Source organism: Plantibacter sp. MPB07, from assembly GCF_046619465.1.
Taxonomy (GTDB): domain Bacteria; phylum Actinomycetota; class Actinomycetes; order Actinomycetales; family Microbacteriaceae; genus Plantibacter; species Plantibacter auratus.
The window spans coordinates 2,943,887-2,965,462 of the sequence record NZ_CP177043.1; the positions used below are offsets into that span (position 1 = coordinate 2,943,887).

Consider the following 21,576-nt stretch of genomic DNA (forward strand, 5'->3'; position numbering starts at 1 on the left):
CTCAGCCCTTGGTGATGGGGGCGTAGCGGAACTTGAACGACGCATCGAGGACGGTGCCCTCGATGTCCTTGCCGACGACCGCCACCTGAGCGCCCTGGAGCAGCGGGATGGTCGACAGGTCGGCCGCCTCCGTGTCCTGGATCTGCTCGATGAGCTTGGTCCGTGCGTCCGCGTCCGTCGTCGAGCGCTGCTCGTTGATGAGGTCGTTGACGGCCGGGTTGTCGTAGTGGTTCGCGAGGAAGTTGTCCGTAGCGAAGAACGGCGTCAGGTAGTTGTCCGCGTCGGAGTAGTCCGGGAACCAACCCAACTGGTACGCCGGGTAGACGTCCGTCGTGCGGTCCTTCGAGTACTGCACCCACTCGGTCTGCTGCAGGTTGACGGTGAACAGGCCGTCGGCCTCGAGCTGGTCCTTGATGAGCGCATACTCGTCGCCGGAGCCGGAACCGTAGTGGTCACCGTTGTACTGGAGGTTGAGCGCGACCGGAACGGTCACACCGGCTGCCTCGAGCGTCTCCTTCGCCTTGGCGGCATCCGGGCCGCCGTCGCCGTCGCCGTAGAGGCCCTTGAGGGACTCGGTGGCACCGGTCAGGCCGGCGGGCACGTAGGAGTAGAGCGGCGTGTAGGTGTCCTTGTAGACGTCCTTGGCGATCGCAGCGCGGTCGATCAGGTCGGCAGCGGCCTGGCGGACGGCGAGCGCCTTCGCCGGGTCGGCGTCAGCAGTGGTCGCTCCGTAGGGCATCGTGTCGAAGTTGAAGACGAAGTAGCGGATCTCGCCACCGGGGCCGTCGACGACCTTGACGTTCTTGTCCTTCTTCAGGTCTTCGATGTCGGTCGCGGAGAGGCTGCGCGATGCGACGTCGATGTTGCCCTGCTTGACGTCGAGCTTCAGGTTGGACTCGTCGGTGTAGTACTTCACGTTGACGGTGTCGTTCTTCGCCTCGCCGAGGAGGCCCTGGTAGTCGGCGTACTTCTTGTACGAGATGAGCTCGTTGAACTTGTAGCTGTCGATCGTGTACTGGCCGGCGAAGGCCTTGCCCTTGACGATGTCGTTGTCGGGCGTGACCTCGGTGGCGGAGAAGACGTCCTCGTCGACGATCGGGCCGACGGGGCTCGAGAGCACCTGTGGGAAGGTCTGGTCGTTCTCGGTCTTCAGCGTGAAGACGACGGTGAGGTCGTCGGGCGCGTCGGTCTTCTCGAGGTTGCTGAGGAGCGACGACGGGCCGTTGTCGTCGGCGATGGCCAGCTGACGGTCGAAGCTGAACTTCACGTCCGAGGAGGTGAGGTCGTTGCCGTTGGCCCACTTGAGGCCCTTCTTGAGCTTCACCGTGTACTCGGTCGGCGAGGTGAACTCGGCCGACTCGGCGATGTCGGGCTCGACGTCGGGGCTGTTGTACGGCGTGTTCAGGAGGAAGGGGAAGACCTGGTTCATGACGGCGAAGGAGCCGTTGTCGTACGATCCGGCCGGGTCGAGCGTCGTGACCTTGTCGGTCGTGCCGATGACGATCGTGCCGCTGGCACCGCTGCTGGAGCCGCTGCCACCGGCGGCGCAGCCGGCGAGGGCGAGGGCGGTGATGGACAGACCCGCGAGCGCGACGGCGCTCTTCCGGAATCCACTACGTGGGGATGACATTGATGTCGACCTCATTTTCTGTGTGTGAGAGACGGCACGGCTGTGTGCAGGTTCTTCGCACGTGCTTGTAGAGGATTACAGCACGCTCCGAACAAATCCCTCAAACCGAGAAGCCTTCCGGTGCAGATTCGTTACGAGCACGAAACGTGCGCGAGCGACATCTCTAGCGCAATGACCGCGCGTTTCGCCTGGTTCGGACGCCACCGAGATCCCGGGCTCGACGCCCCGATGACCGGGGTCGGTCAGTACCCGCGCTCGGCGTCGAACCGGTTCAGCAGCGGTCCGCCTGCACGGTAGCGGGCGAGGTTCTCGATGAACAGTGCCGTGAGCGTCGCGTTCTCGCTCTCGACCGTGGACGCCGAGTGGGGCGAGATGAGCACGTTGTCGAGGTCCCACAGCGGGGAGTCCGCGGGCAGCGGCTCCTCGCGGAAGACGTCGAGCGCCGCGCCACCGAGCTTGCCCGACCGAAGTGCCTCGATCAGCGCGTCCTCATCGACGACCTGCCCACGGGAGATGTTGACGATGGCGGCGCCGTGGGGCAGGAGCGCGATCCGGTCGGCGCTGATGAGGTTCTCGGTCTCGGGCGTGAGCGCCGTGCAGAGGACGAGCACGTCGGTGCCCGGCAGCACCTCGTCGAGCCGGTCCACATCGCTCAGCTCGATGCCGTCGGGGAGCTCGTAGGTGCCACCGACCCGACCCACCGCGGTCACCCGTGCGCCGATGGCGTCGAAGGTCCGCACCACGTTCGACCCCATGCCGCCGACGCCGACGACCGTGACCCGCATCCCGGCGAGCTGCCTGGTCGTGTACCGCTCGAAGTGGCGCTCACGCTGCCGTCGCTGGAGGAACGGAACACCCTTCACCACGAAGAGCGCCCCGGTGAGGGCGAACTCGGCGAGCGGGACGGCATGCACGCCGCCCGCCGTCGTGACGGTGATGCCGCTGCGGTCGAGTCCGGTCCGGCGCATGAACGCACCGATGCCGGCGCTCGTCGCCTGGATCCATCTCAGGTTCGGGGCGCGCTCCGGCAGTGCCGCCGGGTCCTGCCAGTCGAAGTCGAACGCGACGTCGGCCCGGGCGAGCATGTCCGCCCACCGTTGCTGGTCCGCTGCGGACAGCTCGGGTGCCGACCCACGGTGATCGGCGACGTACTGCGGGACCGCGACGAGCGTCGGGTCGTACAGCACCTCGACATCCGGGTGGGAGGCGCCGATCGCCTCGACGTACTCAGGCTCGAGGTGACTCGCGATGAGGATCCGCATGATGGTCCATCATGCCCTGCGATGCCCTGCGCCCGGACTCAGTCGTTGATGGCGGCGTTGGCCGCCTCCTGCGCCTTCTTGAGACCGTCGGCGACGGGCGTCGTGCCGGCGAAGATCTCCTTGAAGATCGGGTCGTAGGCGGCGAGTCCCTTCGCGTACCCGGCACCCGTCGGCGGCGCGATGGTCTTCGCGTCGTCGGCGATCACGTCGAAGAAGGGCTGCACGTCGACGTCCTGGCCCTTCCAGTAATCGAAGTACTGCTTCTGGGCCGCGGTGACGGCGGGGACCGCCGAGCCGGACGAACCGACGGGAGCGTTGCCCTCGGTGCTGCCCAACCAGGTGAGCACCTTCTTCACCTGGTCGGGGTGCTTCGTGGCCGCGTTGCCCGCTGCGGCGATCCCGTTCGTGACGCTGACCTTGCCCGCAGGGCCGGCCGGGAGCTCGGCGACACCCCAGCGGAAGTCGGCACCGTCGTGCACGGCCTTCAGGCTGTAGAGCCCCGACTGGAACATCGCAACCTTGCCCTGGAGGAAGGCGTCGCGGGAGAAGTCGCCGTCGGCGTTCGTGGAAGCGGCCGGTGGGGCGACCTTGGCACCGTTGATCGCGTTGACGAGGTAGTTGACGGACTCGCTCGTCTTCGGGTCGTTGAACGCGAAGTCGTCGCCGTCCTGGTATTTCCCGCCGTTCGAGCCGATGAACGGCAGGAGCACGGCCTGCAGGTCGTACCCGAGGCCGGTGCCATAGGTGGCGGGCGCCGCCGGGTTGAAGCCGGGCTGGTCGGCCGAGACCCCGGCCGCGTCCTTCGTCAGCTTCTTCGCCAGGGGCAGGAAGGTGTCCTTCGTCGCGTCGGGCGACCAGGTCGCCTCCTCGAGCTCGGCGGGCTTCACGCCGGCCGCGTCGAGGAGGTCGGCGTTGTAGTAGACCGCGATGCCGGCGTCGGACAGTTGCGGGACGGCCCAGAGCTTGTCGTTCCGGGTGAACTGGCTGACGACGCTCGGCGCCCAGTCCTTCGAGGCGTCCTTGCCGAGCGTCTGCCCGACGTCGAGCACGCTCCCGCTGTCCGCGTACCCGGCGAGGTAGGAGTTGTTCAACCAGAAGACGTCGGGAGCGGTGTCCGCCGCGACGTCGGTGCGGAGCTTCGTCCAGTAGTCCGCCCATTCGACGACGTCTACGCGGACGCGGATGTCGGGGTTCTCGCGCTCGAAGGCGGCGAACGAAGTCTCGTAGGCGTCGGCGACGGCGGCATCCCACACGCGCACCGTGACCGTCGTGCGCTCCGTGGATCCGGCGGCGCAACCGCTCAGCATCAGGGCGGAGGCGGCCGCGATCGCGAGGGCGGCGTGGCGCTTGAGCATGAGAATCCTTCGTTCCGTGAACCTCAGGGAGGCTAGCAGTTCAGTCTGAACGCCCGCGAGCTGTCAGAAACGGCCAGTGTGACGCCGTCTGACTGTGCGTTTGTGACAGTTCGCGGGCAGGTGGGGCTGTCACCGGGAGGACCACCAGTCGAGGAGGCGGCGGGTGGCCTCCTCCTCGCCGAGCGGGCCCTCGTCGAGGCGCAGCTCCAGCAGCCAGCGGTAGGCCTCGCCGACCTCGCGACCGGGTGCGATGCCCAGCACCTCCTGGATGCGGTTGCCGTCGAGGTCGGGCCGGACGGACTCGAGCTCCTCCTGCTCCTGGAGCTCGACGATGCGCTGCTCGAGGTCGTCGTAGGCGAAACCGAGGCGGTCGGCCTTGCGCCGGTTGCGGGTCGTGACATCGGCGCGGACGAGCATGTGCAGCCGCTCGAGCAGCGGACCGGCGTCGCGGACGTAGCGCCGCACCGCTGAGTCGGCCCAGACGCCCTCCGAGTACCCGAAGAACCGCATGTGCAGCTCGACGAGCCGCGCGACGCTCTTGATGGTGTCGCCGTCGTAGCGGAGCGCGGTGAGGCGCTTCTTCGCCAGCTTCGCACCCACGAGGTCGTGGTGGTAGAAGGTGACGGCTGCGCCGGGGCCGGTCTTCTTCGTCGCCGGCTTGCCGATGTCGTGCAGCAGCGCGGCCCAACGCAGGACGAGGTCGGGCGCCTCGCCGGGGTGCCTCGAGTGCTCGTAGCCGATCGCCTGCTCGAGCACGGTGAGCGAGTGCTGGTAGACGTCCTTGTGGTGGTGGTGCTCGTCGGGCTCCAGCCGGAGCGCGGGCAGCTCGGGCAGCACGAGGTCGGCGATGCCGGTGTCGACGAGCAGCTCGAGGCCCGCGCGCGGGTGGTCGGTCGCGAGCAGCTTGCCGAGCTCGGCCTGGATGCGCTCAGGGCTCACGATGGAGATGGTCTCGCGACGCTCCTCCATCGCCTCGATCACGTCGTCGGTGGGCCGGAAGCCGAGCTGCGAAGCGAACCGCGCGGCTCGGAGCATGCGCAACGGGTCGTCGCCGAAGGAGACCTCGGGCGAGCTCGGCGTCCGCAGCAGGTGGGCGACGAGGTCCTCGACGCCACCGGACGGGTCGACGAGGGTGATCTCGGGGATGCGGAGCGCCATCGAGTTGACGGTGAAGTCGCGCCGGCGCAGATCGTCTTCGAGGGTGTCGCCGAACGCGACGACCGGCTTGCGGGTCACGCCGTCGTAGGCGTCGGCCCGGTAGGTGGTGATCTCGACCGTGTCGGCGTGCTCGACGCCGCCGTCGTCGGTGACGGTGACCTTCGCGCCGATCGTCCCGAAGTCGCGGCCGACGTCCCACCAGGCGCTCGCCATCGGCTTGAGGACCGCGAGGATCTGGTCGGGCGAGGCGTTCGACGTGAAGTCGAGGTCGCTCACGGTGCGACCGAGCATCGCATCGCGAACCGGTCCACCGACGAGGGCCAGTTCGTACCCGGCTTCGTCGAACGCCGACGCCACCCGAGCGACCACGGGCGACGAGGCCAGGTCCTGCAGGCGCACCAAGGATTCCGCCACGCTCACCATGGGTCAATCGTACCCGGACGCCGCCTGCGACCCCGTCGCCGTCAAGCCGCGAGCGGTCCCGGGCGACGGCCGTACAATAACGATGAACCCACTCCCCAGCAGACCAGAGGCGGACACGATCACGAACGAACTCGACGACCAGCGGCCAACCGTCGGCACTCAGGCACCGACGGCCTTCACCAGTACCGCGAAGGACACGATTCCGCCGGAACTCCCGTTCACCACCGCCCCTGAGCTCGTCCTCGTGACCGGTGGCTCCCGATCGCAGCGCTTCGACCGCCCCGACGTGGTGCAGCGCAAGGGCGTCTACACCCTCATCAACGGTCACCTGACCCCACAGCAGTCGATGGTGGAGGACCTGCTCGCCGTCGCCGACGTGCTCGACGCGGCCGAGATCGAATACCTCCTCATCCGGGGCGAGCACGACCGCCCCGTCATCGTCATCGACCGCTCCCTGCGCAAGCGCCTGCAGACCGCACTCGCGGAGGCGTTCGCCGACGAGCCCTTCTACAGCGTGCCGCTCAAAGCGCGCATGTCGACGGTGAAGCCGGCCGGTGATCCGCACCTCCTCTCCGACGGCCTGCTCACCGGCGCCCGCAAGGCCGAGGTGTTCCGGCTGTACCGACCGCGCATCGAACCGCTCGGCCGCCTCCGCTACGGCATGGAGACCGCCCTGCAGCTCGAACTCTGGCGCTTCGGCGACGAGGAGATCACCGCTCCCGTTGAGAACGTCCTCATGCGGACGTACATGCCCCGCACCGAGGCCGTCGAGACGACCGTCGAACGCTACGGACGCAGCTGGCGGACGCTCGAGCACATGTTCGGCGCGCTCGCGAGCGACGTCACCTTCGACATCGACCTCGTCTTCTCGTGGGTGGACGGCTCCTCCGAGGAGTTCCAGCGCGCCCGCGCCAAGCGGATGCAGAGCTACGTCGTCGGCGACGGCGACGACTCCGACGCCCGCTTCCGCCAGATCAACGAGCTCAAGTACGCCCTCCGGAGCGTGCACACCTTCGCCCCGTGGATCCGGCGCATCTTCATCGCGACCGACTCCCCCGCGCCCGAATGGCTGGCGGAGCACCCGAAGGTCACCATCGTTCGCAGCGAGGAGTTCTTCGGCGACCTCGACGCTCTCCCGACGCACAACTCCATGGCCGTCGAGAGCCAGCTCCACCGCATCGAGGGGCTGTCGGAGCACTTCCTCTACTCCAACGACGACATGTTCCTCGGACGACCGATCAGTCCCGAACTGTTCTTCTCACCGGGCGGCATCAGCAAGTTCGTGGAGGCGACCACCCGCATCGGCCTCGGGGCGAACGACCCCTCGCGCAGCGGCTTCGAGAACGCGGCCCGCGTGAACCGTCGGCTCCTGCACGAGCGCTTCGGACGTGTCACCACCCGTCACCTCGAGCACTGCGCCGCACCCCTCCGCCGGAGCATCATGGCGGAGATGGAGCAGGAGTTCGCCGAGGAGTTCCGCGCGACCTCCCACAGCGCGTTCCGTGCGGCCGACAACATCTCGGTGACGAACTCGTTCTACCACTACTACGGCCTCATGACGGGTCGCGCGGTGCAGCAGACCCAGGCGAAGGTCCGCTACATCGAGACGACGCTCAAGCAGTCGCTCGGGCAGATGGAACGACTCCTCAAGCGACGCGACCAGGACATGTTCTGCCTGAACGACGGCAGCCGGCCGGAGATCTCGGTGGAGCAGCGCACCACCGCGGTGATCGACTTCCTCGAGCGGTACTTCCCGTTCCCGGCCCCGTGGGAGCGCGAGGCCGCCGTGCCGAACGCGCTCGAGATCGAGCCCGCCAAGCTCAGCTGACCGCCCTTCGACAGGCTCAGGGACCGAGACGGGCGCTCAGAGGCCGGAATGGGCCCCTGAGCAGAACCCGGTCACTGAGCAGAACCCGGTCACTGAGCAGAACCCGGTCACTGAGCCGAACCCGGTCACTGAGCTTGTCGAAGTGCCGCCCCTCGACAAGCTCAGGGACCGAGACGGTCGCCGCCCTTCGACAAGCTCAGGGACCGAGACGGTCGCCGCCCTTCGACAAGCTCAGGGACCGGACGGGTGCCCAGGGACCGGAAGGGCGCCCGGGGACCGGGGCCGGTCAGGGGACGATGCGCTCTGCGCGGAGGCGGTCGAAGATCGCGGTGAAGGCGTCCAGCGTCCGCCGGTAGCCGGTGAAGCCGGCGAGTCGACTCTTGCTCATGTCGGTCACGACCTCGATGTCCCGGCCGAGATCGCCGTCGGTGTGCCACCACGACGCCACGCGGGAGAGGTCGGCCTCGACGAGACCGTGTTCGGCCACCAGCTCGGCCCAGGTGCCCTCGGCGCCCGCCATCTGCTGCTCGAGCGGACGAGGCTCGGTGTCGAAACCCTCCGGCTCGACGCCGAGGTGCGCAGCCAGTCGCGGCCACATCCAGCGCCAGCGGAAGACGTCACCGTTGACGATGTTGAACGCCTCGTCCTCACCGGCCGGTGAGGTAGCAGCCCAGAGCATCTGCTCGGCGAGGAGTCCGGCGTCGGTCATGTCGGTGAGGCCGTTCCACTGGGTCTCGGAACCGGGGAACACGAACGGTCGGTCGAGGCGCTTACAGAGCGCCGCCTGCACCGCGAGCGTGGACGCCATGTTCATCGCGTTGCCGACCGCATGTCCGATCACGGTGTGGGAGCGGTGTACCGACCAGGTGAACCCCGCTCGCGCAGCCGCGGCGAAGAGCTCGTCCTCCTGCTCGTAGTAGAAGTTGGGCGTGTCGAGTCGGTCCTCGTCCTCGTGGAACGGGGTGTCGGGCATCTCGCCCGCCGCATAGGCCTCGAACGGGCCGAGGTAGTGCTTCAGGCCGGTGACCAGGGCGACGTGCTGAACGGGCTCGGCGGAGAGGGCTGCCAGCAGGTCGCGGACCATGCCGCCGTTGACCCGGATGTTCTCGGCCTCGGTGTCCTGACGTGACCAGGCGGTGAAGAACACGTGGGTGACGCCGGTGCCGCCGAGGGCGCGCGCGAGGTCGTCCGCGTCCCGGAGGTCGGCCGCGACGTGCTCGACCTGCGGGTGAGCCGCCGGCGCTCGGCGAGCGAGGGCGAGGATCCGCCAGCCACCGTCAGCGAGGAGCTGCGACACGATCGCGGAACCGGTGATGCCGCTGGCGCCGACGACGAGTGCGGTGCGGGGTGCTTCTGGGGAGGTCATCCGTCCACGATAGGTGCGTCGGTCTGGGGAGGCTCCCGGAACGGCGGAGTCTGCAGGCTGCGGTACTCTGCCCGGCTGCGGCCCTTCGACAGGCTCAGGGACCGGAGAACGTGCAGCCCTTCGACAAGCTCAGGGACCGGAGAACGTGCAGCCCTTCGACGGGTTCAGGGACCGGAGAACGTGCGGCCCTTCGACAGGCTCAGGGAACCGGGGGAAGTTCAGGGACCGGGGGAAGTTCAGGGACCGGGGGAAGTTCAGGGACCGGAGGCGAGCTCAGGGAGCGGGGAGGTGCAGCCCTAGACGAGGACGCCGATCGGCATCGTCAGCGGCGGCTCCGGCTGCACCGACACCGTGTCCGACAGGGGCAGCTCGATGCCGTCGCGAGCGAGCAGGCGCGCACTCTCCTCGGCGTCGATGTAGTGCAGCGGCGGGGTCTCACCCAGCGGCACCACCGAGTGCAGGACCGTCTTGCCGTAGACGTGGACGAGGTTGAACGCCCGCGCGCCGTCGCGACCACGCGTCCCGCCGACGGGCACGTTGAGGTCCTGCGTGTAGCACGTGGCCGAGGCGACCGACACCGGGATGCCCGCGAACGTCGCGGTCGACGAGTAGTGCAGGTGACCGGCGATGATGCTCCGGACGTCGGACCCCTCGAGCACTTCGGCGAGCTTCGCCTGATCGCGCAGCTCGACGCTCACGGCGAGGTCGAGCACACTCGGGACGGGCGGGTGGTGCATCGCGAGGATCGTGCCGTGGGGCGCCCTCGTCGAGAGTTCCTCGGCGAGCCAGTCGAGCTGCTCGTCCGACACCTCGCCGTGGTGGTGACCGGGCACGCTGGAGTCGAGGGTGATGACGCGGAGGCCGTTGACGTCGTAGACGCGGTCGACCGGGCGGGTGGTCGGCACCTCACCGAACAGCCCGGCCCGGAACGCCTGGCGGTCGTCGTGGTTGCCCATCACCCAGATGATCTGTGATCCGAGGCGCTCGGCGACCGGCTCGACGATGGAGCGGATGCGGTCGTACGCGTCGGGTTCGCCCTTGTCGGCGAGGTCACCCGTGAAGACGATCGCTTCGGGCCGACCGCCGGACGCCTCGAACTCGGCGAACAGGCGACGCAGATGCGTCTCGCTGTCGACGCTGTCGTAGAGGCTCCCCCCGCCGGCGAGGAGGTGCGTGTCGCTCACATGGAGCAGGAAGTGATCGGGCCTCGGGTACTCGGCCGTGCGAAGACTCACGTGACAACTCTCGTTCGAGCGATGCTCTCCGAACCGCATCGCAGCTGTTTGACCATCTGACCAGACTCGGTTGAACGGCAACGGAACGCCACGCTACGACGCGGGAAACTCGTGAGCAAGGTCACGAGCCGACATCCAGGGGACTCACACCTGACGGTGGGCTGCGGGAGGATGTCCGCATGCCCTACCTCGACGACGATGAGCAGCCGCTGCAGCGGATCGATCTGGCGCAGATCCCCCCGACCGGACGCCGGTTCCGGCTCGAACGGCGGATCGGGTTCCAGGAGCACGCCCCTGACGGTCCCGTCGTGTGGGCACCGGCGTCCGACGGCGGGCACGACGGCGGCCGCACGGCGGGATGGACCGACCTCGCGTCCGTCCCGGGCGTCCTGTGGAGCTTCATCGGCAGCTACGGCCGACAGTCCGCGCCGGCCGTCGTCCACGACCACCGGGCGTTCCTCGCACTCGGGCTCCCGCCGGACCAGGCACTCGAGCAGCGGTTCGAGGACGACCGACAGTTCCGCGTCGGCCTCCGCCAGCAGCGGGTGCCGCTCCTCCGGGCCTGGCTCATGTGGGCGGTCGTGTCGGTCGAGCGATACGTCAGGCACGCTCCAGGCATCGCCGCCGTACTGATCGGGCAGTCGGTCCTCGGGGTCCTGGGCGTCTGGGTCGCGACGATCGGACTCGTCACGCCCGTGCTCGGCGCTCCGACGCCCGGGTGGCTCGGCCTCGCGATGGCACCCGCGGTCCTCGCCGTGTGCTGGCGGGAGGAACGGAGACTCCTCGTCTGGTTGCCGTACGCCGGTGCGCTCCTCGGGCCGCTCCTCCTCGTCCAGCTCGCGGCGGTCGGCGCGTTCCGCCTCCTCGAACTGCTCGTCCGGGAGACGATCGACCGCCCGTTCATCGACGACTCCCCCGGCCCGGTCGGCCCGCCGACCCTCCGCTGACCGGTTCCCTGACTCAGGAACGCCTCGGCGTGTCGAGCGCGGGGGACCCGACACGCCGAGGCGCTCCTGAGACAGGGACGGAGCAGGGGTCCGGCTAGGCGCCGGGGAGGGTGCCGAGTCCGTCGACGACCGGGATCGCCGCGAGGAGCCGCTGCGTGTAGGCGTCCTGTGGGTCGGACCAGACGCGGTCGACCGGACCGTGCTCGACGATGCGACCGGCGCTCATGACCGCCACGTCGTCCGCGATGACCCGCACGACGGACAGGTCGTGGCTGATGAAGAGGAGCGCCGCGCCCGTCTCGACCGCGAGCTTCCGCATGAGCTTCGCCACCCGTGCCTGCAGGGAGGCGTCGAGCGACGCGATCGGCTCGTCACCGATGAGCAGCTCGGGGCCCGCCGCGATGGCCCGGGCGATCGCGATGCGCTGCCGCTGGCCGCCCGAGAACTGGTGCGGGTAGCGGGTGCGGCTGGCGGCGTCGAGTTCGACGTGCTCGAGCAGCTGACCGACGTCCCACGCGTCGCGCACCGGGTTGACCCGGAGGCCGTCCTCGATCTGACTCCCGACCGTGCGGCGCGGGTTCAGCGAGGCGTACGGGTTCTGGAAGACCATCTGGATCCGCAGCAGCTCCGGTGCGCGCTTCCGGAGACCCAGCTTGCCGATCGGCGTCCCGTTGAACGTGATCGCGCCACCCGAGGTCGGTTCCAGCCCGCAGACCGCTCGCGCGAGGGTCGACTTGCCGCAGCCCGACTCCCCCACCAGGCCGAGCACCTGTCGCGGCTCGAGGTCGAAGCTCACGCCGTCGACCGCGTTCAGCGTGCCGCGACCGGGCAGCTTGTACGTCACGTGGACGTCGTCGAGGTGCAGCAGCGTCATGACGCCGCCTCCGTTCCCGTGTCGGGCAGCGCGTCGATGAGCGCCTTGGTGTACTCGTGCTGCGGATCGGTGATGACCTGGTACCGGCTGCCGTGCTCGACGATCTCGCCGAGCCGCATGACCGCGATCGTGTCGGCGAGCGCCGACATCACTCCGAGGTCGTGGGTGACGAGGATGATCGCGATCCCGAGCTCGTCGCACAGCTTCCGCAGCAGGCGGAGGATGCCGGCCTGGACCGTGACGTCGAGGGCTGTCGTCGGTTCGTCGGCGATGAGAACCGAGGGCTCGCACATGAGCGCCGAGGCGATCGCGATGCGCTGCAGCTGCCCGCCCGAGAACTGGTGCGGGTACTTGCGCAACGCCGCCTCCGGGTTCGGGACGGCGACGAGTCCGAGCATCTCCAGCGCCCGCGCATGGGCGGCCGCCTTCGAGGCCCCCGTGTGGTGCCGGTAGTGGTCGACGAGCTGGGCCTCGACCGTGAGCATGGGGTGCAGGCTCGCGGTCGGGTCCTGGAAGATCATCGCGATCTCCGTGCCGCGGTACCGGTTCATGGTGCGCTGCTTGAGCCCGACGAGTTCGGTGCCGTCGAATCGGATGCTGCCGCCGAGGTCCGCGCCGGCCGGCAGGAGCCCGCAGATCGCGAGCCCGGTCATGGTCTTACCTGACCCCGACTCACCTGCCAGCCCCGTGATGCGACCGGCGGGGACCTCGAGGTCGATGCCGCGGAGGATCTGCTTGGCGGCGGCGCCGCGACCGAAGCCGAGCGTGAGCCCCTCGATGACGATCCCGCCACCGCTGCTGCCTGCTGACTGGGTCATGTCGCGTCCTTTCGGATCGGTCACTCCGTGCTCGCCGCTCACAGCGCGCGCCCCTGCACGGCTTCCTGCGACCGGGGGTCGAGGGCGTCGCGGAGGGCGTCGCCGAGGAAGTTGAAGGCGAGCACCACCGTGAGGATGGCGAGTCCAGGGAAGACCGCGATCCACCAGGAGGAGAAGTTCTGCACCCCGTCGGACACCATCGCGCCCCAGTCCGGCGTCGGCGGGACGGCACCGAGGCCGAGGAACGAGAGCCCCGACAGCAGCAGGATGGCCGTACCGACGTCGAGTGTGGCGAGCACGACGACCGGCGACACGACGTTCGGCAGGATGTCCTTGCCGAGCGAGGTGAACGGCCCGTTGCCGAGCAGACGACCGGCGATGACGTACTCGGCACCCCTGGCTCCGATGACGAGTGAACGCGTCACTCGGGCGTAGGCCGGCCACGACACGATGAGCATCGCGATGACGGCGTTCGTGAGGCTCGGGCCGAGCGCAGCCGCGATGACCATCGCGAGGATGATCGTCGGGAACGCGAACACGAGGTCCGCGATCCGCATGATGGTCTCGTCGAGGGCCTTGCCGAAGTAGCCGGCGATCGCCCCGAGCAGCGAACCGATGAGCATCGCGAAGATCACGAGCATGAGGGCGAGCGGGATCGAGACCTGTGCGCCGCTGACGACCCGGGACAGGACGTCGCGGCCCACCTGGTCGGTGCCGAACCAGTGCGCGGCACTCGGGGCCTGCAGCCGGTCGAAGTCCTGGGCGAGCGGGTCGAACGGCCGGATCCACGGCGCGAGCACCGCGACGAGCAGCCAGAAGAGCACGATGACACCACCCGCGACGGCGAGCGGGGTGCGCAGCTGCTTCGAGATGCGGAGGCGGCCCTTGCGCTTGGTCTGGACGGCGAGGACGTCGGTCATGCCACCCTCACTCTCGGGTCGATGAAGCCGTAGAGCACGTCGACCAGGAAGTTCAGGCCGATGTACACGAAGCCGACGATGAGCCCGACGCCCATGATCGCGGGCAGGTCGAGTTTGGTCGCCGCGGAGTACGCGTACTCGCCGAGGCCGTGCCACGAGTACACCTTCTCGACGAGGACCGTCCCGGACAGCAGCGACCCGAAGGCGACGCCGAGCACGGTGATGATGGGCACGAGTGCACCGCGGAGGACGTACCGGGTCACGACGACGTGGCCGGGAAGGCCCTTCGCCCGTGCTGCGCGCACGTAGTCGAGGTCGAGCACCTCGAGGATCGCCGACCGTGCGAACCGGGTGAGCAGACCGATCGTGTAGAGCGCCAGGACCGAGGCGGGCAGGATCAGGTGGGCGATGGCGTCGCCGAAGGTCGACCACTGGCCGGCGAGCAACGCGTCGATCGTGTACATCCCGGTGACCTTCGGCGGCGGGATCGCCGCGGGCGAGAGTCGCCCGGAGCCCGGGAACCAGTGCAGCTGGGAGAAGAACACGAAGTAGACGACGAGTGCGAGCCAGAACGACGGCACCGAGATGCCGATGAGGCTCACGACCCGGATGACCTGGTCGGTGATCGTCTTGCGTCGCAGCGCGGCCCACATGCCGAGACCGACGCCGATGATGATCGAGATGACGATGGCGGTGAGCGCCAGTTCGGCCGTGGCCGGGAAGGCGCGACCGAGTTCGTCCGCGACGGCGCCGCGGGTCTGCTGCGAGGTCCCGAGGTCACCCTGGAACAGGTTCGCGACGTAGGTGACGTACTGGACCGGCAGTGGCTTGTCGAGGCCGGCGCTCTCGCGGAACTGCGCGACGATCGTCGGATCCGCTGCGGCCTGCTCACCGAGCGCCGCCTGCACGGGGTCCGCGGGGACGAGGTTGGTCAGCGTGAAGGTGACGAGCGTCACCCCGAACATCAGGAGGACCGTGAGTCCGAGCCGGATGCCGAGGTAGCGCGCGAGCGGGTGGAGACCCGCTCGCGCGCTGGACGTCGTCGGTGCGACGCTACTTGATTCCGGCAAGATCGACGGTCCACGTCGGGTTCAGCGGAACCTCGGTGATCGTGGTCGCGGTGACCACGTTCTGCGCCGGCTGCAGGAGCGGGATGAACGGTCCGCTCGCGTTCTGCGCCTTCTGGAGGTCCTGGTACGCGGCGGCACGGGCGTCCGTGTCGGTCGCGGCGAGCGCCGCGTTCGCGAGGTCGGTCACGGTCGGGTCGGCGCCTGCCGGCCAGCCCGCGCGGAGGCCGACGAGCTCGCCCGGCGTGAACGCGAGGTAGTTCGACGGGTCCGGGAAGTCCGGGCCCCAGTACCAGAGACCCACTGTCTCCTGGCCGTCGCGGTAGGCGTCCAGCTCGGTGGCGACCGGAGCCGGGGCCAGCGTGATGGTGATGCCGACCGACTTCAGCTGCGCCTGGACCGACTCGGCGATGCTTTGGAGCGACAGCCCCTGCACCGTGATGTCGTTCGGGAAGTTCAGCGTGACGGCTTCGCCGGCGTAACCGGACTCCTTGAGCGCAGCCTTCGCCGCATCGGCGTCGAACTGGTTGCCGTCGGCGGCGTCGAGCGCACCGTTGAAGATCGAGGGGATGAAGCCACCGGGACGGACGGAACCGTCGCCGGCGAGGTCGACGATCTTGTCGTAGTCGATGCCGAGCTTGACGGCCTCGAGGAACTTGGGGTTGCTCGTGATGTCGCTGATCGCGGGGTCCTGGTTGAGCATGAGGAAGATCATGTAGCGCGAGGGGTTCGCGATGATCTTCACCTTCGAGTCGTCGAGCTCGGAGACCTGGTCGGGGTTGAGATCGAGGGCGACCTGCGAGTCACCGGCCTCGACGTTGAGCTTCTGGGTCGGGCCCTGCACGTTGCGGAGGACGACGCGCTCGTACGCGGGCTTGGTCCCCGTGTACTCGGGGTTCGCCGTGAAGACCACCTGCGAGGCGGCGTCGAAGGACTCGAGCTTGTACGGGCCGGAGCCAGCGGAGGTGGTGTTGAGGAACGACTCGGCCGCGTCGTCGGCGGTCGCGCTGCCACCGTTCTCCTCGACGACCTTCTTGTTCACGACGCCGAGGGCCGGGTTCGGAAGGATGAACGGGAGGGCGGGGTTCGGCGTCGCCGAGGTGAGCGTGAGGGTCGTGTCCGAGGTCTTCTCGATCGTGACGCCGTCGAGCAGGAAGGACGGGTTGCCCTTCACGCCCTGGACGCGCTGCAGCGAGAACACCGCGTCGTCGACGGTCACGTCGGAGCCGTCGGAGAACTTCTTGCCGTCCTTCATCGTGAGGGTCATCACCGTGTTGTCGGCGTTCATCTCGTAGCTCGCGAGGCCGTCGACGGGGGCGGTGACGTCGTCGCCCGTGAAGGTGAGGAGGGTCTCGTAGAGCGCCTTCGCGACGATCGAGCCGGTGGTCTCGTACTCGCGGTTCGGGTCGGCGGTCTTGAGGTCGAAGGACGCGTCGACGACGAGCGACTTGCCCGCACTGTCATCGGAGCCACCTGAGGGGGAGCAGGCGCTGAGCGCGAGGCCGGCGGCGAGGGCGAGGCCGAGGGCCGCCATGCCGCGCCGGCTCGTGCGGCTGAAGGATCGTGACAAGGTGGAGCTCCTTATCTGGTTGGAGGGATGAGCTGAAAGTAGTGCGATACGCGATCATTCGTCAATCCACAAGCCGTTACCAAAGAAGAATTGTCTCGATTTCGCGGCGAATCTGCCATATCCTCTCAATCGACCGCCAGGACCACCGCTGAATCTGGACGTTTGGAGCAATCGATGCAACTCGACGACACCCACATCCGCATGTTGGAGCTGCTCCGAGAGGACGGGCGGGCTTCGGTCGCCGCACTCGCGGAAGAGCTCGGGATCTCCCGCTCGAACGCCTACTCGCGCTACGAGGCGATGCTCCGCGCCGGCGTCCTGAAGGGGGTCCACGCGGAGATCGAGCCGGCCACGGTCGGGCTCGGTGTCGCGGCGATGGTCTTCATCACACTGCGCCAGAGCCAATGGGCGGACTTCCGTGCGCGCCTGTCCTCGGTCCCTGAGCTTGAGTACTTCGCCGTCACGACCGGCGAGCACGACGCGATGATGCTGATCCGGGCCCCAGATGTGGCGGCGATCCACGAACTGGTCGCCACCCGGCTCGCACAGTGGCCGTCCATCAAGGCGACGACGACCGTCTTCCTCATGGACGAGGAGCGGTCGAACGTGTCGCTCCGCATGACGAGGTCCGAACGCACGAGCGTCGAGGACTCCGGCGAGCGCTTCGGCATGACCCGGTTCGTCCGGACGAGCGACGAGCGCGCCCAGCGGGTGCCGGAGCGACGCGGACGCTGACCGGGCGACGGTGGCGTGCCCGTCCTGACCGGCTCAGGCGGCGGCGATCTCCCGACAGACGCTGACGTGGGCCTGCCCGTCCGGGCCGATGAAGTCCTCGGTGAGGACGAACGAGCCGTCCTCGGCGCGGGAGATGATCGAGCTCGCTTCGCCGCGCGTCGTCAGGTCGCCGGCACGGTTGCGGTGCACGAACGAGATGTCGATGCGTTCGCCGGTGCGCACCCCGCAGAACCGTCCGACGGAGACGGTGTCGCCGACGTATTCGCCCCACAGCACGCCGTGCGTCTCGTGGTAGACGAATCGCGTGGGTGCATCGGCGTCGACGACGCTCGCGGACGACGACACCATGTCGAACACCTTCGCATCGAGGTTGAAATCGAGCGTGGCGCTGGTGCCGGTGTCGGCGGTTCCTGTCATGCCGTCATTCTGCGGAGGCGTCCGAACAGGTGTCAACCTGCCGACGATCCGTCCATCCCGTCCATCACCTGAGCCGGTCGGACAGGACGAAACGCCGGATCTGACGACACCGACGAGATGTTCCGCTGGCTCCAGGCGTCGCAGCTTGACGGCGTCCACCGCGGGTGGCTTACTGATCTCCATGTGTCCAGACAGCCTGCAGTTCCGCGACCCCCGCACCCAGCCGCTCCCCCGGGACGACGCGTTCCGCGAGTACCTCGCGACGGGCTGGGGTGCGGTGGACCGCTCCGTCGACCTCGCCGAGGGTGCCGGCGCAGCCGCCGGGCGTCACCGCGACGTCGTCAGCGCGCAGTTCCCCGGCCGGTGGCTCGTGGTCACCGCGGGACGCGCCGTGACGCGCGCGAACGACACCGAGTTCCCGTTCCGGCCCGACAGCGACTTCGTGTGGCTCACCTCCTGTCAGGCGGAGGGCGCCGTCCTCGTCATGCGGCCGACCGCCGGTGGGCACGACGCGACGCTGTACCTCGCCGAGCCCGTCGGTCCCGGTGAGGAGGCGTTCTACGCCGACGCCATGCGCGGCGAGCTCTGGATCGGCCCGTCCGCCGGACTCCCCCAGTGGGCGGAGGCGCTCGGCATCGAGGTCCGCTCGCTCGAGGTGCTGGACGAGTCCCTCGCCCTCGTACCCGCCGACGCGCTCCGCGCAGGCGCCCCGGAGCCCAGGGTCGACGGTCGACTCGCGGCGTCGCGAGCGCTCCTCATCGCCCTGTCCGCCACGAAGCTCGTCAAGGACGACTGGGAGATCGCGCAGCTCCGCGCCGCCGTGGACGCCACGGTCGGCGGGTTCCGCTCGGTCGTGCGCGAACTGCCCGCCGCCATCGAGTTCGGCGGAGAACGCTGGTTGCAGTCGACCTTCGAGCGCCACGCCCGCACCTTCGGCAACGGTGTCGGGTACTCGACGATCATCGGCAGCGGACCGCATGCTCCCACGCTGCACTGGACGCGCTGCGACGGTCCGGTCCTCCCCGAGCATCTCATCCTCATGGACGCCGGTGTCGAAGCCCGCTCGTTGTACACCGCCGACGTCACGAGGACCTTCCCGGCGAGCGGGTCCTACACCGCGGCCCAGCGCGAGGTCCACGACCACGTCGAGCGGGCCCACCGCGCCGCGATGTCGGAGGTGGGCCCCGGCCGGTCGTTCATCGACATGCGGAACACGGCCTACGAGCAGATCGCCACGAGCCTCCGCGAACTCGGCATCCTGCAGGTTTCGGTCGACGAGGCGATGTCGCCGAACGGCCAGCAGCACCGCCGCTACCTGCCGAGCGGCACCGGCCACCATCTCGGACTCGACGTGCACGACTGCGCCCGCATCGGCGACGAGCGGTACCTCGACGAGCCGTTGCAGCCGGGCGCCGTCCTGACGGTCGAACCCGGCCTCTACTTCCACGCGAACGACCTCACCGTGCCGCCGGAGCTGCGCGGTATCGGCGTCCGCATCGAGGACGACCTGCTCGTGACCGCCACCGGCCACGAGGTGCTCTCCGCAGCACTCCCGATCAGCGCGGACGGTCTCGAGGCCTGGTTGCGGAGCTGACCGACGGTTCACGATTCAGGACGGTCGTCGCATGTCGCGACGCGCCCCTGCGGCACCAGCAGCGACTCGCCCGGTGCGTCCTGCGTTGCGAACGAGCCTAGGCTTGCACGGTGAGTCAGCCCGACGCCCCCATGCGCACCGCCGTCCGCCCGAGCCCGGGCGTCATCGCGACCCTACGGAACCCCCGGGCCTTCAGTGTCGAGATCCTCGCCGGGATCGTGACGACGCTGGCGCTCATCCCCGAGGTCATCTCGTTCTCGATCATCGCCGGCGTCGACCCGAAGGTCAGCCTCATCGCCTCCGTCGTGCTCGCCATCTCGATGTCGATCCTCGGCGGGCGTCCGGCGATGATCACGGCCGCCGCGGGAGCCGTCGCCCTCGTCGTCGCGCCGCTCGTCAAGGAACACGGCGTGGAGTACCTGCTCCCCGCCGTCATCCTCGCGGGCCTCATCCAGATCGTGTTCGGCGTCACCGGTCTCTCCCGGCTCATGCGGTTCATCCCCCGCTCGGTGATGATCGGGTTCGTCAACGCGCTCGGCATCCTCATCTTCGTCGCCCAGGTCCCCCACCTGCTCGGCGTCCCGTGGCTCGTCTACCCGCTGTTCGTCATCACGGTGCTGATCGTCCTGCTGCTCCCCAAGCTCACCACCGCGGTGCCGGCGCCGCTCGTCGCCATCGTCGTCGTCACCGCGATCACGATGATCGCGCACGCCGCCGTGCCGACCGTCGGCGACCAGGGCGACGTCTCCGGCGGCCTCCCCGGCCTGACCGCGCTGCTCGTGCCGCTGAACCTCGAGACGCTCGGCATCATCTGGCCGACCGCGCTGAGCGTCGCGTTCGTGGGGCTCATGGAGACCCTCCTCACGGCGAAACTCGTCGACGACATCACCGACACGACGTCGTCGAAGGGGCGCGAGTCGTGGGCCCTCGGCGTCGCCAACATCCTGGCCGGTTGGTATGGCGGGATCGCCGGCTGCGCGATGATCGGTCAGACGGTCGTGAACGTCAAACTGGGCCGCGCTCGGACGAGGATCTCCACCTTCGTCGCCGGCGTCTTCCTCCTGCTGCTCGTGACCGCGCTCAGCCCGGTGATGGCCCAGATCCCGATGGTCGCGCTGGCCGCCGTGATGATGATCGTCGCCATCAAGACCGTCGACTGGCACAGCGTGCGCCCGGCGACCCTGCGACGGATGCCGATCCCCGAGACGGTCGTGATGGTGGTGACCGTAGCGGTGGTCGTCATCACCCACAACCTCGCAATCGGCGTCGCTGCAGGAGCCGTCCTCGCGATGGTGCTCTTCGCGCGGCGCGTGGCCCACGTGATCCGCGTCCGCCGGGTCCTCGCGGACGACGCCGCCTCCGTCCGCTACAGCGTCATCGGCCCCCTGTTCTTCGGCAGTAGCAACGACCTGGTCGAGCAGTTCGACTACGCGGCCGATCCCACTGACGTCGTCGTCGACTTCACCGCCTCGCAGATCTGGGACGCCTCGACCGTCGCCGTCCTCGACGCCGTGCAGGAGAAGTACGCCGCACACGGCAAGCAGGTCGTGTTCACCGGACTCGACGAACGAAGCTCGGCGTTCCACGGAAAGCTCACCGGCCACCTCTGAGCCGATCGCTCCGGCACCACCTCAGAGGTGCAGCACTCGCCGGAGCCCCGCGTCCAGATCCAGTGACAGGGTGACGGGAACCCTCCCGGCGGCCGGACCGAGGTCGTCCTCATCGAGGGTGAGCAGCTGCGTGGTGTTCACGACCGAGTCCTTCGGCAGGCCGGAGGCCGTCGCAGGGAGGAACACGTTGCCCGGGAGCTCGGCGAGCGCCGTGTTCGACGTGACGACCGCGATGATTACGGTCCGGAGTGCGCTCCGCGTGTAGGCGTCATGTTGGACGACGACGACCGGGCGCCGACCGGCGGGCGCACTCCCCCGTCCGCGAGGGCCGAGATCGACCCACCGGATGTCACCGCGGCGGATCACCAATCGTCTCCGGCAGTGAGTTCGGCAAGGCGGTCGCGTCCGGCCGCGGCGACGCCCCGTGCTTCCTCCGCTGAAGCGACTCCCGCACGCCGCAGCGCGGTGTCCACTGCGTCAGTGAGACCGGCGGCATCGGTCTCGTCGAGATACCGACTCGCCGCCGCCGCGAAGAATTCGGACCGGTTGACACCGAGCTCGGCGGCGCGAGCCTCGACGCGGGTGAACAGTTCATCAGGCAACGAGATGGCGGTCTTCACAGGTGAGAGTATAACCGGGTATAACTTGGGTTGCGACCCTGGGCTGAAGATGTCGACGGCGTGACTGGGCATGCGACCACGGTACGCAGCCCAGGTCGGTCACGGCCTGGCCGGCGCAGCGGCGGTGGAGAGGAGCCCCGCAAGCCG

At 68.8% G+C, this 21,576-nt stretch carries 19 protein-coding genes; 5 read left to right on the forward strand and 14 right to left on the reverse strand.

Annotated elements, in window-relative coordinates:
* Window position 1: 1 nt before the first annotated feature.
* The 4 genes from ACLIME_RS13645 to ACLIME_RS13660 all read right to left on the reverse strand — a co-directional run bounded on the left by ACLIME_RS13645 (window position 2) and on the right by ACLIME_RS13660 (window position 5,828).
* Window positions 2–1,630: an ABC transporter substrate-binding protein gene (locus tag ACLIME_RS13645; RefSeq protein WP_079704272.1), complete on the reverse strand. Its 1,629-nt coding sequence runs from the start codon at window positions 1,628–1,630 to the stop codon at window positions 2–4.
* Between the two features lie 242 nt (window positions 1,631–1,872).
* A complete protein-coding gene (locus ACLIME_RS13650; RefSeq protein ID WP_411557259.1) occupies window positions 1,873–2,892 on the reverse strand; it encodes a D-2-hydroxyacid dehydrogenase in 1,020 nt (339 codons plus the stop codon).
* A 38-nt stretch (window positions 2,893–2,930) separates the two neighbouring features.
* Window positions 2,931–4,247, reverse strand: a complete 1,317-nt coding sequence (locus ACLIME_RS13655; RefSeq protein ID WP_411557260.1) for an ABC transporter substrate-binding protein — start codon at window positions 4,245–4,247, stop codon at window positions 2,931–2,933.
* Between the two features lie 129 nt (window positions 4,248–4,376).
* Complete coding sequence (locus ACLIME_RS13660) at window positions 4,377–5,828, reverse strand: CCA tRNA nucleotidyltransferase (RefSeq protein ID WP_411557261.1); 1,452 nt, start codon at window positions 5,826–5,828, stop codon at window positions 4,377–4,379.
* Here ACLIME_RS13660 and ACLIME_RS13665 point away from each other — a divergent pair.
* Entirely contained in the window at window positions 5,827–7,656 is a 1,830-nt protein-coding gene (locus ACLIME_RS13665) for a stealth family protein (RefSeq protein ID WP_411557262.1), read from the forward strand. The genes ACLIME_RS13660 and ACLIME_RS13665 overlap by 2 nt on opposite strands.
* A gap of 286 nt (window positions 7,657–7,942) precedes the next feature.
* On the opposite strand, the gene ACLIME_RS13670 is transcribed toward ACLIME_RS13665, so the two are convergent.
* The gene (locus ACLIME_RS13670) at window positions 7,943–9,022 is read right to left on the reverse strand and encodes an SDR family oxidoreductase (RefSeq protein WP_411557263.1); all 1,080 of its coding nucleotides are present in this window, start codon (window positions 9,020–9,022) and stop codon (window positions 7,943–7,945) included.
* 296 nt (window positions 9,023–9,318) lie between these two features.
* Window positions 9,319–10,296, reverse strand: a complete 978-nt coding sequence (locus ACLIME_RS13675; RefSeq protein WP_411557264.1) for a phosphodiesterase — start codon at window positions 10,294–10,296, stop codon at window positions 9,319–9,321.
* Between the two features lie 140 nt (window positions 10,297–10,436).
* On the opposite strand from ACLIME_RS13675, the gene ACLIME_RS13680 reads away from it, so the two are divergent.
* On the forward strand, window positions 10,437–11,204 hold the full coding sequence (locus ACLIME_RS13680) for a DUF1353 domain-containing protein (RefSeq protein ID WP_411557265.1): 768 nt from the start codon (window positions 10,437–10,439) through the stop codon (window positions 11,202–11,204).
* Window positions 11,205–11,298: 94 nt separating this feature from the next.
* Here the strand turns inward: ACLIME_RS13680 and ACLIME_RS13685 are convergent, their stop codons facing one another.
* The 5 genes from ACLIME_RS13685 to ACLIME_RS13705 are packed head-to-tail and all read right to left on the reverse strand — an operon-like array spanning window position 11,299 to window position 16,453.
* Entirely contained in the window at window positions 11,299–12,078 is a 780-nt protein-coding gene (locus ACLIME_RS13685) for an ABC transporter ATP-binding protein (RefSeq protein ID WP_079003721.1), read from the reverse strand.
* The gene (locus ACLIME_RS13690; RefSeq protein ID WP_159876468.1) at window positions 12,075–12,896 is read right to left on the reverse strand and encodes an ABC transporter ATP-binding protein; all 822 of its coding nucleotides are present in this window, start codon (window positions 12,894–12,896) and stop codon (window positions 12,075–12,077) included. The genes ACLIME_RS13685 and ACLIME_RS13690 overlap by 4 nt, the downstream gene beginning before the upstream one ends.
* Before the next feature lie 38 nt (window positions 12,897–12,934).
* Entirely contained in the window at window positions 12,935–13,816 is an 882-nt protein-coding gene (locus ACLIME_RS13695; protein WP_079704282.1) for an ABC transporter permease, read from the reverse strand.
* On the reverse strand, window positions 13,813–14,886 hold the full coding sequence (locus ACLIME_RS13700) for an ABC transporter permease (protein ID WP_228501403.1): 1,074 nt from the start codon (window positions 14,884–14,886) through the stop codon (window positions 13,813–13,815). Before ACLIME_RS13700 ends, ACLIME_RS13695 begins: the two co-directional genes overlap by 4 nt.
* Window positions 14,870–16,453, reverse strand: coding sequence for an ABC transporter substrate-binding protein (locus ACLIME_RS13705; RefSeq protein WP_411557266.1), 1,584 nt, complete (start codon window positions 16,451–16,453; stop codon window positions 14,870–14,872). Before ACLIME_RS13705 ends, ACLIME_RS13700 begins: the two co-directional genes overlap by 17 nt.
* Window positions 16,454–16,627: 174 nt before the next feature.
* Here ACLIME_RS13705 and ACLIME_RS13710 point away from each other — a divergent pair, with 174 nt between their 5' ends.
* The gene (locus tag ACLIME_RS13710) at window positions 16,628–17,188 is read left to right on the forward strand and encodes an Lrp/AsnC family transcriptional regulator (RefSeq protein ID WP_079003723.1); all 561 of its coding nucleotides are present in this window, start codon (window positions 16,628–16,630) and stop codon (window positions 17,186–17,188) included.
* A gap of 33 nt (window positions 17,189–17,221) precedes the next feature.
* On the opposite strand, the gene ACLIME_RS13715 is transcribed toward ACLIME_RS13710, so the two are convergent.
* Window positions 17,222–17,605 (reverse strand): hypothetical protein, encoded by a 384-nt coding sequence (locus ACLIME_RS13715; protein WP_198425018.1) that lies wholly within the window; start codon window positions 17,603–17,605, stop codon window positions 17,222–17,224.
* 181 nt (window positions 17,606–17,786) lie between these two features.
* Here ACLIME_RS13715 and ACLIME_RS13720 point away from each other — a divergent pair, with 181 nt between their 5' ends.
* Both ACLIME_RS13720 and ACLIME_RS13725 read left to right on the forward strand, forming a co-directional pair.
* Window positions 17,787–19,199: an aminopeptidase P family protein gene (locus tag ACLIME_RS13720; RefSeq protein WP_411557267.1), complete on the forward strand. Its 1,413-nt coding sequence runs from the start codon at window positions 17,787–17,789 to the stop codon at window positions 19,197–19,199.
* 131 nt (window positions 19,200–19,330) lie between these two features.
* A complete protein-coding gene (locus tag ACLIME_RS13725; RefSeq protein WP_411558798.1) occupies window positions 19,331–20,809 on the forward strand; it encodes a SulP family inorganic anion transporter in 1,479 nt (492 codons plus the stop codon).
* 21 nt (window positions 20,810–20,830) lie between these two features.
* Here ACLIME_RS13725 and ACLIME_RS13730 read toward each other — a convergent pair whose 3' ends face one another.
* Together ACLIME_RS13730 and ACLIME_RS13735 are read right to left on the reverse strand one after the other, a co-directional pair.
* A complete protein-coding gene (locus tag ACLIME_RS13730; RefSeq protein ID WP_342365612.1) occupies window positions 20,831–21,175 on the reverse strand; it encodes a type II toxin-antitoxin system PemK/MazF family toxin in 345 nt (114 codons plus the stop codon).
* Complete coding sequence (locus tag ACLIME_RS13735; protein WP_159876470.1) at window positions 21,172–21,429, reverse strand: CopG family ribbon-helix-helix protein; 258 nt, start codon at window positions 21,427–21,429, stop codon at window positions 21,172–21,174. The genes ACLIME_RS13730 and ACLIME_RS13735 overlap by 4 nt, the downstream gene beginning before the upstream one ends.
* Window positions 21,430–21,576: the final 147 nt, after the last annotated feature.

Bases quoted from the DNA above. Each gene is read 5' to 3' on its own strand.
- ACLIME_RS13660 (WP_411557261.1), bottom strand. From the start codon at position 5,828: ATGGTGAGCGTGGCGGAATCCTTGGTGCGCCTGCAGGACCTGGCCTCG.
- ACLIME_RS13710 (WP_079003723.1), top strand. From the start codon at position 16,628: ATGCAACTCGACGACACCCACATCCGCATGTTGGAGCTGCTCCGAGAG.
- ACLIME_RS13675 (WP_411557264.1), bottom strand. From the start codon at position 10,296: ATGCGGTTCGGAGAGCATCGCTCGAACGAGAGTTGTCACGTGAGTCTT.
- ACLIME_RS13685 (WP_079003721.1), bottom strand. From the start codon at position 12,078: ATGACGCTGCTGCACCTCGACGACGTCCACGTGACGTACAAGCTGCCC.
- ACLIME_RS13725 (WP_411558798.1), top strand. From the start codon at position 19,331: ATGCGCACCGCCGTCCGCCCGAGCCCGGGCGTCATCGCGACCCTACGG.
- ACLIME_RS13720 (WP_411557267.1), top strand. From the start codon at position 17,787: ATGTGTCCAGACAGCCTGCAGTTCCGCGACCCCCGCACCCAGCCGCTC.
- ACLIME_RS13650 (WP_411557259.1), bottom strand. From the start codon at position 2,892: ATGCGGATCCTCATCGCGAGTCACCTCGAGCCTGAGTACGTCGAGGCG.
- ACLIME_RS13680 (WP_411557265.1), top strand. From the start codon at position 10,437: ATGCCCTACCTCGACGACGATGAGCAGCCGCTGCAGCGGATCGATCTG.
- ACLIME_RS13665 (WP_411557262.1), top strand. From the start codon at position 5,827: ATGGGTCAATCGTACCCGGACGCCGCCTGCGACCCCGTCGCCGTCAAG.
- ACLIME_RS13715 (WP_198425018.1), bottom strand. From the start codon at position 17,605: ATGACAGGAACCGCCGACACCGGCACCAGCGCCACGCTCGATTTCAAC.
- ACLIME_RS13695 (WP_079704282.1), bottom strand. From the start codon at position 13,816: ATGACCGACGTCCTCGCCGTCCAGACCAAGCGCAAGGGCCGCCTCCGC.
- ACLIME_RS13670 (WP_411557263.1), bottom strand. From the start codon at position 9,022: ATGACCTCCCCAGAAGCACCCCGCACCGCACTCGTCGTCGGCGCCAGC.
- ACLIME_RS13645 (WP_079704272.1), bottom strand. From the start codon at position 1,630: ATGTCATCCCCACGTAGTGGATTCCGGAAGAGCGCCGTCGCGCTCGCG.
- ACLIME_RS13655 (WP_411557260.1), bottom strand. From the start codon at position 4,247: ATGCTCAAGCGCCACGCCGCCCTCGCGATCGCGGCCGCCTCCGCCCTG.
- ACLIME_RS13690 (WP_159876468.1), bottom strand. From the start codon at position 12,896: ATGACCCAGTCAGCAGGCAGCAGCGGTGGCGGGATCGTCATCGAGGGG.